This window comes from Leifsonia shinshuensis, from assembly GCF_031456835.1.
In the GTDB taxonomy this organism is placed as follows: domain Bacteria; phylum Actinomycetota; class Actinomycetes; order Actinomycetales; family Microbacteriaceae; genus Leifsonia; species Leifsonia shinshuensis_C.
This window is the reverse complement of sequence record NZ_JAVDVK010000001.1, coordinates 1,319,560-1,333,277: the sequence shown is the minus strand read 5'-3', so window position 1 is coordinate 1,333,277 and position 13,718 is coordinate 1,319,560. Positions and strand designations below refer to the sequence as shown.

Genomic DNA, 13,718 nt, shown 5'->3' with positions numbered 1-13,718 from the left:
ATCATGTCGTCGCGCGCGACCTCGAAAACGTAGACTGGTCGCCATCATGAGCATCGTCGAACAGCGCAGCGTCATCGAGCCCTCCGAGGCGGCGGTCCGGCCCGACGGCCGAGCGCGCACGTACGAGGTGCGCACGTTCGGCTGCCAGATGAACGTGCACGACTCCGAGCGGCTCAGCGGGTCCCTCGAAGCGGCCGGCTACGTCCCCGCGAACGGCGACGAGGCCGACATCGTGGTCATCAACACGTGCGCCGTCCGCGAGAACGCCGACAACAAGCTCTACGGCAACCTCGGCCACCTCGCCAACGTGAAGCGGCGGCACGAGGGGATGCAGATCGCCGTCGGCGGGTGCCTCGCCCAGAAGGACAAGAACGTCATCCTCGAGAAGGCGCCCTGGGTCGACGTCGTCTTCGGCACCCACAACATGGGCTCGCTGCCCAGCCTCCTTGAGCGCGCCCGGCACAACGACGCCGCGGAGATCGAGATCCTCGAATCGCTCGAGACGTTCCCGTCCACCCTGCCGACCAAGCGCGACTCCTCCTACTCCGGATGGGTCTCGATCTCCGTCGGGTGCAACAACACGTGTACGTTCTGCATCGTCCCGTCGCTGCGCGGCAAGGAGAAGGACCGCCGCCCGGGCGACATCCTCGCCGAGATCCAGGCGCTCGTCGACGACGGCGCCATCGAGGTGACGCTGCTCGGGCAGAACGTCAACTCCTATGGCGTGGAGTTCGGCGACCGTCAGGCGTTCAGCAAGCTGCTCCGCGCCGCCGGTCAGATCGAGGGCCTGGAGCGCATCCGCTTCACCAGTCCGCACCCGGCGGCCTTCACCGACGACGTCATCGACGCCATGGCGGAGACCCCGAACGTCATGCCGCAGCTGCACATGCCGCTGCAGTCGGGCTCCGACCGCATCCTCCGCTCGATGCGCCGCTCGTACCGCTCCGAGAAGTTCCTCGGCATCCTCGACCGCGTGCGCGCCAAGCTGCCGGACGCCGCCATCAGCACCGACATCATCGTCGGCTTCCCCGGCGAGACCGAGGAGGACTTCCAGGAGACGCTCCGCGTCGTCGAGGCCGCGCGCTTCGCCTCCGCCTTCACCTTCCAGTACTCGATCCGCCCCGGCACCCCGGCCGCGACGATGGCGGACCAGGTGCCGAAGGAGATCGTCCAGGACCGCTACGACCGGCTGATCGCCCTGCAGGAGCGCATCTCCCTCGAAGAGAACCAGGCGCTGATCGGCCGCGAGGTCGAACTGCTCGTCGCCAACGGCGAGGGACGCAAAGACGCCGACACCCACCGCCTCAGCGGCCGGGCGCGCGACAGCCGGCTCGTCCACTTCGAGGCGCCGGCCGGATCGGACGTGCCGCGTCCCGGCGATGTGGTCACCGTGCGCGTGACGCAGGCTGCGCCGCACTACCTGATCGCGGACTCGTCCGACGGAGCGCCGCTCCGCATCCGCCGCACGCGTGCGGGCGAGGCGTGGGACCGCGCCGAAGCCGAATCCTGCGCCGTCCCGTCGCACGGATCGGCCGGGGCAGCATCCGGCGGTCGTGTGTCTCTCGGGCTGCCCGAGCTGCGCGTCGGGCTCCCGGCGCCGCTCACCCTCACGCCGCGCACCCGCGAGCCGCTCACGTCGCCCGGCGTCGGAACGATGCCGATCTACGACCCGACGGACGGGCAGCGCTGAGCGCGGCACCGCCAGCCGATCCGGTGCAGTCCGTCCCGCTGGTCGCGATCGTCGGACCCACCGGCACCGGCAAGACCGACCTCTCGCTCGCCCTCGCCCGGGCGCTCAAGGAACACGGGCGCGCCGCTGAGGTGGTCAACGCGGACGCCATGCAGCTGTACCGAGGGATGGACATCGGCACGGCGAAGCTGCCGCAGACGGAGTGGGGCGGCATCCCGCACCACCTCTTCGACGTGCTCGACGTGACCGACGAGGCCACCGTGGCGCGCTACCAGCCCGAGGCCCGCGCGACGATCTCCGACATCCTCGATCGGGGCGCCGTGCCGCTGCTGGTGGGCGGATCCGGGCTCTATGTCTCCAGCGTGATCTTCGACCTGCAGTTCCCGGGCACCGACCCGGAGCTGCGGGCGCAGCTGGAGGCGGAGCTCGCCGAGCATGGACCCGGGATGCTGTTCCAGCGGCTGGCGGAACTCGACCCCGACGCGGCCCGGCGGATCGGGTCCCGGAACGGCCGCCGGATCGTGCGCGCCCTCGAAGTTGCGCAGCTCACCGGAACGTCGGTCAGCGGCGCTCTGCCCGAGGAGCCGCGCCCGTGGCACGAGCCGACCGTCGTGATCGGGCTCGCGGCGCCACGCGACGAACTCGTCACCCGCCTCGACGCCCGCGTCCAGGGGATGTGGGACGCCGGCCTGCTCGGAGAGGTCACCAACCTCATACCGCGGGGACTCGACCGCGGCGTGACCGCCCGGCGCGCCATCGGTTACGCCCAGGCCCTGGCGGAACTGCGGGGCGAGCTCGAGCGCGACGACGCCATCGCGCAGACCCAGCAGCTGACGCGCCGCTACGCGCGGAGACAGGTCAGCTGGTTCAAGCGCTACCCGGGCATCCACTGGCTCGACTACGACGACCCGCGGCTGGTCGAGACCGCGCTCGCGCTGGTGGATGCGGCGAGCCGCCCTGCCGCCGATCGCTAGGCTGGTGCGCATGGCGACCATCCACTTCACCAAGGGTCAGGGCACCGGCAACGACTTCGTGCTGTACTCCGACCCGGACGGGCGCCTGCCGCTCACTCCCGCGCAGATCGCCGAGATCTGCGACCGGCACTTCGGTGTCGGTGCCGACGGGGTGATCCGCGCGGTGCGGTCCGAGCACGTCGCCGACGGTGCCGCCGCCCTGGCGGAGGACGCCGACGCCACCTGGTTCATGGACTACTACAACGCGGACGGCTCGCTCGCCGAGATGTGCGGCAACGGCATCCGCGTGTACGTCCGCTACCTGCTCGAGACCGGCCTCGCCGAGCTTCCCGAGGGCGGCACGCTCTCCGTCGGCACGCGGTCCGGCGTGCGCGACGTGCAGCGCAGCACCAACGGCTTCCAGGTGGACCTCGGCCGCTGGGACCTCGCCGGCGGCGAGCCGCTCGTCCGGGCGAAGGAGCTTCCCGTCGCACGCCCGGGGCTGGGCATCGACATGGGCAACCCGCACGTCGTTGTCGCCGTCGCGGACGACTCCGAGCTCGACGCCGCCGACCTGTCGTACATCCCGCACCTCGAGCCCGCGCCGGAGCACGGCGCGAACGTCGAGTTCGTCGTGCCGCACGACCCGCTCGTCGTGGACGGCGTCGGCCGCATCCGGATGCGCGTGCACGAGCGCGGCAGCGGCGAGACGCTCTCCTGCGGCACGGGTGCTGCGGCCGCGGCCCTCGCGGTCCGCTACTGGGCCGGCGAGGGCGCCCCGAACCAGTGGCGCGTGGATGTGCCCGGCGGCACCGTGGGCGTCCGCATGTTCCCGACCGAGGACGGCGAGCACGTCGGCCTCTCCGGCCCCGCCGAGCTCGTCTTCACCGGCACCCTCGACCTCGCCTGACCTACCCCCCGCCGTCGAGTACACGAAAAGTGCACGCGACGCGCCGTCGAAGCGTGCACTTTTCGTGTACTCGACGGAGGGACGGAACCGAGGGAGCGAGGACGGCGCGGGTCAGGAGTGCGCGCGGGCGCGCAGCACGCGGAAGCCCTTGGCGGTGGCGGCGCGGGTGATCGTCAGGTCCGGGAAGGTCGTCTGCATCCAGCGGTGCAGCGAGTCGCTGCCGAGGTTGCGCTGGACGACCAGCCACGCGTCCGAGCCGGGCTCGAGGCGGGGCAGCCAGCGCTCCAGGATGTTGTGCAGCTCGTTCTTGCCCACGCGGATCGGCGGATTCGACCAGATCGTGGTGAATCGGACGTCATCGGGAAGATTTTCCGGCGTCACCGGGTTTACATTGGTGAGGCCGAGCTTCTGCGCATTCCTGCGCACCACATCCAGCGCTCGGTTGTTGACGTCGACGGCCCAGACCGTCGCATGAGGGGATTCGAGAGCAAGTGTGAGAGCCAGCGGCCCCCAGCCACAGCCGAGGTCGAGAAGCTGACCTCCGGGCGGTGGTGAGGGCACATGGTCCAGCAGCACTCGCGTACCCGTGTCCACGCGCTCGGGGCTGAAGATCCCGTTGGCCGTCACCAGCTCGTACGTCTGTCCGGCCAGGCGTGCGGTGAGCGGCCGCAGGTTCAGCTCGCTCTCCGGCGCCGGGGAAAAGTAGTGATCTCCGCTGGCCATAAGCAGACCGTACAGGACACAGAAGTACAAGACGAACTAGGGTTGACCCGGATCAGGGGAACTGAATGACTGATAACACCGATATCCGCGAACACGACGCCGACGACGTGGTCGCACGCGTGCTCGCGACCGAGCAGAGCCGCGCATCCGTCACGCTTTTCGGCGGCGCGACGTCCTCGCGCGCCCAGGCGCTGCAGAGCGACGCCGACGAGGGCGGCTTCCACGACGGCGAGCAGTTCGACCGTGAGGAGCGCGCGGCGCTGCGCCGCGTCTCCGGTCTCTCGACCGAGCTGCAGGACGTCACCGAGGTCGAGTACCGGCAGCTGCGCCTCGAGAACGTCGTGCTGATCGGCGTGTACTCGCAGGGCTCCCTGCAGGACGCCGAGAACTCGATGCGCGAGCTCGCGGCACTGGCTGAGACGGCCGGGGCCGTGGTTCTCGACGGGATGCTGCAGCGCCGTCCGCACCCGGACGCGAGCACCTACCTCGGCCGCGGCAAGGCGGAAGAGCTTGCCGGAATCGTGGCCGCTCTCGGCGCCGACACCGTGGTGGCCGACACCGAGCTCGCGCCGAGCCAGCGCCGTGCGCTGGAGGACGTGGTGAAGGTGAAGGTGATCGACCGCACGGCCGTGATCCTCGACATCTTCAGCCAGCACGCCAAGAGCCGCGAGGGCAAGGCACAGGTCGAGCTCGCGCAGCTCGAGTACCTGCTGCCGCGTCTGCGCGGCTGGGGTGAGTCGATGTCCCGCCAGGCCGGTGGCCAGGTGGGTGGCGCGGGAGCCGGAATGGGCTCGCGCGGTCCCGGTGAGACGAAGATCGAGCTGGACCGTCGCCGCATCCACTCGCGCATGGCCCGTCTGCGCAAGCAGATCGCCGGCTTCAAGCCGGCCCGCGAGGCGAAGCGCGCCAACCGCACCCGGCACTCCGTGCCGTCCGTCGCGATCGCCGGCTACACCAACGCCGGCAAGTCCAGCCTGCTGAACCGCGTGACGAAGGCCGGCGTGCTGGTCGAGAACGCGCTGTTCGCGACGCTGGATGCGACGGTGCGCCGCTCGGTGACCGCCGACGGCCGCCTGTACACGCTGGCGGACACCGTCGGCTTCGTGCGCAACCTGCCGCACCAGCTGGTGGAGGCGTTCCGCTCGACCCTGGAGGAGGTCGCCGACTCCGACGTCATCCTGCATGTGGTCGACGGCTCGCACCCGGACCCGGCGTCGCAGCTGGCGACGGTGCGCGACGTCATCGGCGAGGTGGGCGCGCGCGGCATCCCCGAGATCGTGGTCTTCAACAAGGCCGACCTGATCTCGGCGGACGACCGGCTGGTGCTGCGTGGCCTCGAGCCGGGCGCCATCTTCGCCTCCGCCCGCACGGGCGAGGGCATCGACGAGGTGCTCGCCGCCATCGCGCGGCTGCTGCCCGACCCGTCCCTCGAGGTGGAGCTGGTGGTCCCGTACGACCGCGGCGACCTGATCTCGGCCCTGCACGAGCGCGGCCGGGTCATCTCCACCGAGTACGTGGAGGAGGGCACCCGCGTGACCGCACGGATCATGCCGGAGTACCACGCGGCGTTCGAGCCGTTCGAGGTGACGAAGACCGACAGCGCGACGGCGTAGCCGCCGGACGGCGACGCGGCGGGAGACCGCAGCGGACGAGGCCGGACGGGATCGATGTGTCGAACCATGACACGGACGATTCCGTCCGGCCTTTCGCGTTGCTAGATTTCCAGACAACCGCAGCGGGCGACCGCTGACGTGGTGCGACAGCCGAGCCCGGCACCCGCCCGTGCGATCCCGCACTGTGCTTACACAGTGCGCGGGTCGTCCCGTGCCGCTGTCCGACCATTCGAGGAGCCCATGAGCTGTACCGAGGCCCGGTACTCCTTCGAGCTGTACCCTCCCCGCAACGAGCGCGCCGCCGCTGCGCTGCCGGCCACCATCGACCGCCTCGCGGCAGTGCGGCCCGACTTCATCTCGGTGACGTTCGGGGCCGGCGGCTCGTCGCGCACGGCGTCACTGGAGGTGCTCCGCTACATCCTGGAGCACACCGACGTGAGCCCGATGGCGCACCTCACCTGCGTCGGCTCCTCCACGGAGGAGGTCAACCGTCTGATCCGCGAGTTCCTCGACGCGGGCGTGCGCCGGTTCCTGGCCGTCCGCGGCGACCCGCCCGTCGGGCTGCCCGAGGGCGAGGACCCGATCGGCGACATCCGCACGACCGCGGAGCTGGTGCAGCTCATCCACCGTGTTCAGGCCGAGCGCGTGCCGTACGGCGAGCTTCCGGTGCCCGGTCTGCACGCCCGGGCCGTGCTGGAGCACCGCGAGCACGTGCAGATCGCCGTCGCCGCGTTCCCGAACGGGCATCCGTCGTCACGATCCGTGTCGCAGGACATCGACGCCCTGCTGGCGAAGCAGGCGGCGGGCGCGAACCTCGGGATCACGCAGCTGTTCTTCCACGCCGAGGACTACTTCCACTTCACGCAGCGCGCCGCCGAGGCCGGTGTGACTTTCCCCATCCTGCCCGGGATCATGCCCGTCACGAGCCCCGCGCGGCTGAAGCGGATGCTCGAGCTCAGCGGCGAGGACCTCCCCAGCGACCTCGCGATCGAGCTGGAGGTCGAGCCCACCGACGAGGGCCGCCGTGAGATCGGCATCGCCTGGGCGGCCCGGCTGGCGCAGCGCCTGCTCGACGGCGGCGCCCCCGGCCTCCACCTGTACACGTTCAACCAGCACGAGGCGGTCCTGTCCGTGCTGGACCGGATCGGCGCGCTCGCTGACGCGGACCGCCCTGCACGCCCCACCCCCGAGAAATCGGCCACCGAAAAGGAACCAGCATGACCGACACCACCCGCGCCGCCTTCCCGGCGGGCACGATCATCGGCTACCCGCGCATCGGCCGCCGCCGCGAGCTGAAGAAGGCCGTCGAGGCGTTCTGGGCGGGCAGCATCACCGCCGACGAGCTGGAGCAGACCGCTGCCGGCCTCCGCTCCGCGACCCGCGAGCGTCTCGCGTCGCTCGGCCTCGGCCGCACCGACGCGTCCATCCCGGAGAGCTTCAGCTACTACGACCAGGTGCTGGATGCGGCGGTCACTGTCGGCGCGCTGCCCGGGCGGTTCGCCGGGCTGGCGGGCGCGGACGGCTCCGTCGACCTGGCCGGCTACTTCACGATCGCCCGCGGCGAGGGGGAGAACCCGCCGCTGGAGATGACGAAGTGGTTCGACTCGAACTACCACTACCTGGTGCCCGAGATCGGCCCGGAGACGGACTTCCGCCTGGCCTCCGACCGCGTCGTCCGCGAGTTCGAGGAGGCGCGTGAGGCGGGCTTCGTGACCCGCCCGGTCGTCGTCGGACCGGTCACCTTCCTGCTGCTCAGCAAGCCGAGCGACGACGCCCCGGAGGGCTTCCGCCCGCTCTCGCGCCTGGCCGACCTCCTGCCGGTCTACCGCGAGCTGCTCGCCCGTCTGGCGGCCGCCGGCGCGCCGTGGGTGCAACTGGACGAGCCGGCCCTGGTGAGCGAGAGCATCGACGAGCCGCGGGATGTGGTGCTCGCCGCCGTGAGCACCACCTACGCCGACCTCGGCTCGGCGGCGGAGCGGCCCGCGATCTTCGTCGCGGCGCCCTACGGCAGCCTGGACGACGCCCTCGCGCCGCTCGCGGCCAGCCCGGTCGAGGCGATCTCCCTCGACCTGGTGCGGGGGAGCATCCCCACCGGTCTCGACGCGGCCACGGCCTCCGCCCTCGCGGGCAAGACCCTGGTCGGCGGCGTGATCGACGGCCACAACATCTGGCGCGGCGACCTCGAGGCGGCCTTCGGCAAACTGACCGAGCTGCTGTCGCTGAGCCCCGACGTCGCGGTCTCGACCTCCACCTCGCTGCTGCACGTCCCGCACGACGTGGACGACGAGCCGGACCTGGATGCGCGACTCAAGACGTGGCTCGCGTTCGCCGACCAGAAGGTCGCCCAGGTGGCGGTGCTCGCCCGCGGACTCGTCGACGGTCACGAGGCCATCCAGGACGAGCTCACCGCTGCGACCGCGGCCCTCGCCGACCGCGCGTCGGCGCCCGGCGTGCGCGTCCCCGCCGTGCGGGAGCGCGAGGCCGCCCTCACCCGCGCCGACTTCCGTCGCGGCGACTACACCGCCCGCCAGGCGGCGCAGGACGAGGCGCTCGGCCTGCCGTTCCTCCCGACCACCACGATCGGCTCGTTCCCGCAGACCGCGGACATCCGCCGGTCGCGCGCCCAGCTGGCGAAGGGCCTCATCACCGAGGCCGAGTACCTGGGCCGGATGCGCGACGAGATCAAGCGGGTCGTCGACCTGCAGGAGGAGATCGGCATCGACGTCATCGTGCACGGCGAGCCCGAGCGCAACGACATGGTGCAGTACTTCGCCGAGAACCTGGACGGCTTCGCGGTGACGCAGAACGGCTGGGTGCAGTCGTACGGCTCGCGCTGCACGCGCCCGTCGATCCTCTGGGGCGACGTGTCGCGTCCGGCGCCGATCACGGTCGACTGGTCGGCGTACACGCAGAGCCTCACCGAGAAGCCGGTCAAGGGGATGCTGACCGGGCCGGTCACCATCCTCGCCTGGTCGTTCGTGCGCGACGACCAGCCGCTGGGCGAGACCGCCCGTCAGGTCGCGCTCGCGCTCCGCGACGAGATCGCCGACCTCGAGGCCGCGGGCATCCGCGTCGTGCAGGTCGACGAGCCCGCCCTGCGCGAGCTGCTGCCGCTGAAGAAGTCGGCGCAGGACGAGTACCTGGAGTGGTCGGTCGGCTCGTTCCGGCTGGCGACCTCCGGCGTCGCCGACCGCACGCAGATCCACACGCACCTCTGCTACTCGGAGTTCGGCGTGGTGATCGACGCGATCCGCAACCTGGATGCCGACGTCACCAGCATCGAGGCCGCGCGGAGCCGCATGGAGGTCGTGCACGACATCCAGCGGTCCGGGTTCGAGCACGGCATCGGGCCGGGCGTGTACGACATCCACTCGCCGCGCGTTCCGTCGGTCACCGAGGTCACCGAGCTGCTGGAGACGGCGCTGAGCGCGATCCCCGGGCGTCAGCTCTGGGTGAACCCGGACTGCGGGCTGAAGACCCGCGGCTACGACGAGACGGTCGCGTCGCTGCGGAACATCATCGAGGCCACGCGCGGAGTGCGGGAGCGGGCGGCGGTCACCGCCTGACGTTCCCGTCATCAGCAGAACGGCCGTCGGCCCCGGTACGCGCACAGCGAACCGGGGCCGGCGCCGTTTCCGGCATCGCCTGTTTCGGCCACCCGGCGTGTGAGGATGGGCGCATGGTGCGGCGGTGCCGGCGATGAGGATCGCGGACGACGAGTTCGAGCGGATGGTCGGCGAGATCTTCGACGAGCTGCCGGACGACATGGTGGGGCCGTTGGAGAACGTCGCCATCCTGATCGAGGACCAGCCGCCGAGCGCGCGCCCGCGGCTGTTCGGGCTGTACAGCGGGCGGCCGCTGACGCGGCGGTCCGTCTACGGGTTCGGGGAGCTGCCGGACCGGATCACGCTGTTCCGCAACAACCTCGAGGCGTCGAGCTCGAGCGTCGAGGAGTTGCGGGCGCGCGTCCGCGTCACCCTGGTGCACGAGATCGGGCACTACTTCGGGCTGTCGGACGACCGGCTTCGCGAACTCGGCTGGGCCTGACTCCTCGTCAGACCGCGCGGAGGACCGCGACGACCTTGCCGAGGACGGTGGCGAAGTCGCCCAGGATCGGCTCGAAGTTGGAGTTGCGGGGCAGCAGCCAGGTGTGGCCGTCGCGCTGGCGGAAGACCTTCACCGTGGCCTCCTCGTCGAGCATCGCCGCAACGATGTCGCCGTTCTCCGCCGTGTTCTGCGCGCGGACCACGACCCAGTCGCCGTCGCAGATGGCCGCGTCGATCATGGACTCGCCGACGACCTTCAGCATGAACAGCTCGCCGTTGCCGACCAGCTGGCGGGGGAGCGGGAACACCTCGTCGACCTGCTGCTCCGCGGTGATCGGGATGCCGGCGGCGATGCGGCCGACGAGCGGCACCATGGCGGCGTCGCCGACGGGCGTCTGGTTCTCGTAGTCCGGGGTCGGGCCCGACGACGGCAGGTCGATGAGGATCTCGAGCGCGCGCGGACGGTTCGGGTCGCGACGCAGGTAGCCGCTCAGCTCCAGCTGGTTCAGCTGGTGGGTGACCGAGGAGAGGGAGGAGAGGCCGACCGCGTCGCCGATCTCGCGCATGCTCGGCGGATAGCCCCGCTGGCTCACCGAGCGCTGGATCACGTCGAGGATCGCGAGCTGCTTGTCGCTGAGGTTCTTCCGGCGGCGGGTGCCCCCGCGGGCCTGGTTCTCGTTCGACACGGGCGTCCTCTCCTGGCGTCGGCGTCGTCCGGGGGTGCTCCCGGTACGAATGTCGGTGGTCCCTGATCTGATGTCCTCAGACAGTCGAAACTGTATCCGCGTCGGAAGGGGAAGACAAACATGTGTTCGAGTGTGTCGCGAACTTCGTCCCTGAATTCCTCGTCCGAGGGCGCCTTGCGGATTCAGACATTCGAAGATACATTCGGAACACAGCTTCGCACCCGCGAGTCTGAGGAGGTCACGGCCATGAGTGCAGTACTGATGAGCGAGTCGGTTCCCGCCCTGCGTGCGGTCCCGCCCCTGCCCGAGGGCGCCCGCGTCCGACTGCGCCTCACCCGTCGCGGCCGCGCGGTCCTGTCCGCACTCGTCGCCCTTCCCCTCGTCATCGGCGCACTGGTCTTCGCCCTCAACGGCGGCGGAGCGGTCGCGAACGGCGAGCAGACCCACGTCAGCTTCCAGTACGTGACGGTCGAGTCCGGCGACTCGCTCTGGTCGGTCGCCGAGCGCGTGGCCCCGAACGCGGATCCGCGCGACGTGATCGCCGACCTCGTCTCGCTCAACGGCCTCGAGTCCGCGGTGGTGTCGCCCGGCCAGCAGCTCGCGATCCCGGCGAAGTACGCGCACTGAGCGCGCGCGAGCGGCCCGTCATCGGGCGTAGCGCATCCATCGCCCTGGCTACGATTGAACGGTGACTTCTCTCTCCGAGCTGCCGATCCGCGACGACCTCCGTGGTCGTTCGCCGTACGGCGCGCCTCAGCGTCCGGTTCCCGTCGCGCTCAATGTGAATGAGAACACGCATCCGGTGCCCGAGGACGTCGCCTCGGACATCGTCGCTCGCGTCGCGGCCGCCGTCGGCGGAGTCAACCGGTACCCGGATCGGGAGTTCACCGAGCTCCGCGAGGCGTTCGCCCGCTACCTCGGGCACGACCTCACGCCGGAGCAGATCTGGGCGGCCAACGGCTCGAACGAGGTGCTGCAGCACATCCTTCAGGCGTTCGGCGGTCCGGGGCGCACGCTGCTCGGCTTCGCCCCGACCTACTCGATGTACCCGCTGCTCGCGGCCGGGACCGGCACCGAGTACCTGGCGGGCACCCGCGACGCGGACTACGAGCTCACACCGGAGACGGCCGCGTCGCAGATCCGCGACCTCGACCCGGACATCGTGATCCTCTGCTCGCCGAACAACCCGACCGGCACGCCGCTCGGCATCGAGACGATCGAGGCGGCGTACGCCGCCGCCCGCGGCATCGTCGTCGTCGACGAGGCCTACGCCGAGTTCCTGCCCGACGGCGTGCCGTCCGCGCTCACCCTGCTGCCGGGCCGACCGCGCCTCCTGATCTCGCGGACCATGAGCAAGGCGTTCGCGTTCGCGGGCGCCCGCGTCGGCTATCTCGCCGCCGACCCGGCCGTGGTCGACGCGCTGCGGCTGGTCCGCCTCCCGTACCACCTGTCCGCACTCACGCAGGCGGCGGCGCTCGGCGCGCTCGCCCACGCGGACGAGATGCTGGCCACCGTCGGCGAGATCCGCACACAGCGCGACCGGCTCGTCTCCGAGCTGCGCCGCCTCGGCTACACGCCGCACCGCTCGGGCAGCAACTTCGTGCTGTTCGGGGGTATGAGCGACCCGCAGGCGACTTTCGAGGCGCTGGCCGAGCGCGGCATCCTGATCCGGGATGTCGGCATCCCGCACCACCTGCGGGTCACCGCCGGGACGGAAGCCGAGACCACCGCGTTCCTCGAGGCGCTGGCCGCGCTCGGGCGTCCGGGCGCCGCCGCGGCGGAGGATGAGGCGCCGGAGCGGTCGCAGGGCGCCCCGGTAGACTCGGACCTATGACGAATCGCGCCGCCACGGTCACGCGGGAGACGAGCGAGTCGAGCATCGAGCTGAGCCTCGACCTCGACGGCACCGGCACCTCCGACATCCAGACGAGCGTCCCGTTCTACGACCACCTGCTGACCGCGTTCGCCAAGCACTCGCTCACCGATCTGCGCATCCGCGCGACCGGCGACACCGACATCGACGTGCACCACACGGTGGAGGACGTCGGCATCGTGCTCGGGCAGGCCATCCGGCAGGCCCTGGGCGACAAGTCGGGCATCTCCCGCTACGGCGACGCGCTCGTTCCGTTGGACGAAGCGCTCGTGCAGGCGGTCGTCGACATCTCGGGCCGCCCCTACCTCGTGCACAGCGGCGAGCCCGCCGGCTTCGAGCTGCACCTGATCGGCGGGCACTTCACCGGGTCGATGGTCCGTCACGTCTTCGAGGCGATCTCGTTCAACGCCGCGCTCACCACGCACATCACCGTGATCGGCGGCCGCGACCCGCACCACATCGCGGAGGCCGAGTTCAAGGCGTTCGCCCGTGCGTTCCGCCAGGCGAAGGCGCTCGACCCGCTGATCAGCGGCATCCCCTCGACGAAGGGCGCGCTGTGACCGACGGGCGCGCTCCGAAGGTCGTCGTCTTCGACTACGGGTCGGGCAACGTCCACTCGGCCGTCAAGGCGCTCGAAGCCGCAGGCGCCGACGTGGAGCTGACCGGCAACCGCCGCCGCGCGCAGGAGGCCGACGGCCTGCTGGTCCCCGGTGTCGGTGCGTTCACCGCCGTCGCCGAGGCGCTGCGCGCCTCGCACGGGGACGAGGTCGTCGACCGGCGCCTCGCCGGAGGGCGGCCGGTGCTCGGCATCTGCGTCGGGATGCAGGTCATGTTCGACCGCGGAGTCGAGCACGGCATCGAGACCGAGGGGCTGGGGGAGTGGCCGGGCACGGTCGACCTCCTGCGTGCCGACGTGGTGCCGCACATGGGCTGGAACACGGTCCGCGCCCCCGAGGACTCCACGCTGTTCGCCGGCCTCCAGGACGAGCGGTTCTACTTCGTCCACTCCTACGCAGTGCAGGACTGGACGCTCGCCCCCGAACCGCCGTTCCCGTCACCTGTGGTGACGTGGGCCGACCACGGCACGCCGTTCGTCGCCGCCGTCGAGAACGGACCGCTGAGCGCCACGCAGTTCCACCCGGAGAAGTCCGGGCAGGCCGGGCTGCAGCTGCTGCGCAACTGGGTCCGCTCGCTCTGACCGCGGCGGCTGCCCGCAGCATCCCA

13 protein-coding genes are annotated in these 13,718 nt (G+C 71.1%); 11 read left to right on the top strand and 2 right to left on the bottom strand.

Features of this window, described 5'->3' with window-relative positions; all coding sequences use genetic code 11:
- The first annotated feature begins 46 nt into the window (after positions 1–46).
- The 3 genes from miaB to dapF are packed head-to-tail and all read left to right on the top strand — an operon-like array spanning position 47 to position 3,553.
- Positions 47–1,690 (top strand): tRNA (N6-isopentenyl adenosine(37)-C2)-methylthiotransferase MiaB, encoded by a 1,644-nt coding sequence (gene miaB / locus J2W45_RS06550; protein ID WP_310129992.1) that lies wholly within the window; start codon positions 47–49, stop codon positions 1,688–1,690.
- Between the two features lie 23 nt (positions 1,691–1,713).
- Complete coding sequence (gene miaA, locus J2W45_RS06545; protein ID WP_310129990.1) at positions 1,714–2,664, top strand: tRNA (adenosine(37)-N6)-dimethylallyltransferase MiaA; 951 nt, start codon at positions 1,714–1,716, stop codon at positions 2,662–2,664.
- A gap of 10 nt (positions 2,665–2,674) precedes the next feature.
- Positions 2,675–3,553, top strand: a complete 879-nt coding sequence (gene dapF / locus J2W45_RS06540; RefSeq protein WP_310129989.1) for a diaminopimelate epimerase — start codon at positions 2,675–2,677, stop codon at positions 3,551–3,553.
- A gap of 111 nt (positions 3,554–3,664) precedes the next feature.
- Here the strand turns inward: dapF and J2W45_RS06535 are convergent, their stop codons facing one another.
- Complete coding sequence (locus J2W45_RS06535) at positions 3,665–4,276, bottom strand: class I SAM-dependent methyltransferase (RefSeq protein ID WP_310129988.1); 612 nt, start codon at positions 4,274–4,276, stop codon at positions 3,665–3,667.
- A 65-nt stretch (positions 4,277–4,341) separates the two neighbouring features.
- On the opposite strand from J2W45_RS06535, the gene hflX reads away from it, so the two are divergent.
- From hflX to J2W45_RS06515, 4 genes are all read left to right on the top strand, one after another.
- Positions 4,342–5,889, top strand: a complete 1,548-nt coding sequence (hflX, locus tag J2W45_RS06530) for a GTPase HflX (protein ID WP_310129987.1) — start codon at positions 4,342–4,344, stop codon at positions 5,887–5,889.
- A gap of 240 nt (positions 5,890–6,129) precedes the next feature.
- Positions 6,130–7,110 (top strand): methylenetetrahydrofolate reductase, encoded by a 981-nt coding sequence (locus J2W45_RS06525; RefSeq protein ID WP_310129984.1) that lies wholly within the window; start codon positions 6,130–6,132, stop codon positions 7,108–7,110.
- Positions 7,107–9,455: a 5-methyltetrahydropteroyltriglutamate--homocysteine S-methyltransferase gene (gene metE / locus J2W45_RS06520; RefSeq protein WP_310129982.1), complete on the top strand. Its 2,349-nt coding sequence runs from the start codon at positions 7,107–7,109 to the stop codon at positions 9,453–9,455. Before J2W45_RS06525 ends, metE begins: the two co-directional genes overlap by 4 nt.
- A 133-nt stretch (positions 9,456–9,588) precedes the next feature.
- A complete protein-coding gene (locus tag J2W45_RS06515; protein WP_310129980.1) occupies positions 9,589–9,936 on the top strand; it encodes a metallopeptidase family protein in 348 nt (115 codons plus the stop codon).
- 7 nt (positions 9,937–9,943) lie between these two features.
- Here J2W45_RS06515 and lexA read toward each other — a convergent pair whose 3' ends face one another.
- On the bottom strand, positions 9,944–10,621 hold the full coding sequence (lexA, locus tag J2W45_RS06510) for a transcriptional repressor LexA (RefSeq protein WP_310129979.1): 678 nt from the start codon (positions 10,619–10,621) through the stop codon (positions 9,944–9,946).
- Positions 10,622–10,867: 246 nt separating this feature from the next.
- Here lexA and J2W45_RS06505 point away from each other — a divergent pair, with 246 nt between their 5' ends.
- The 4 genes from J2W45_RS06505 (at position 10,868) to hisH (ending at position 13,692) form a co-directional block, all read left to right on the top strand.
- Complete coding sequence (locus J2W45_RS06505; protein ID WP_396427071.1) at positions 10,868–11,248, top strand: LysM peptidoglycan-binding domain-containing protein; 381 nt, start codon at positions 10,868–10,870, stop codon at positions 11,246–11,248.
- A gap of 61 nt (positions 11,249–11,309) precedes the next feature.
- Entirely contained in the window at positions 11,310–12,455 is a 1,146-nt protein-coding gene (locus tag J2W45_RS06500; RefSeq protein ID WP_310129976.1) for a histidinol-phosphate transaminase, read from the top strand.
- Positions 12,452–13,054 (top strand): imidazoleglycerol-phosphate dehydratase HisB, encoded by a 603-nt coding sequence (hisB, locus tag J2W45_RS06495; RefSeq protein WP_310129974.1) that lies wholly within the window; start codon positions 12,452–12,454, stop codon positions 13,052–13,054. Before J2W45_RS06500 ends, hisB begins: the two co-directional genes overlap by 4 nt.
- Positions 13,051–13,692: an imidazole glycerol phosphate synthase subunit HisH gene (gene hisH, locus J2W45_RS06490; protein ID WP_310129972.1), complete on the top strand. Its 642-nt coding sequence runs from the start codon at positions 13,051–13,053 to the stop codon at positions 13,690–13,692. The genes hisB and hisH overlap by 4 nt, the downstream gene beginning before the upstream one ends.
- Positions 13,693–13,718: the final 26 nt, after the last annotated feature.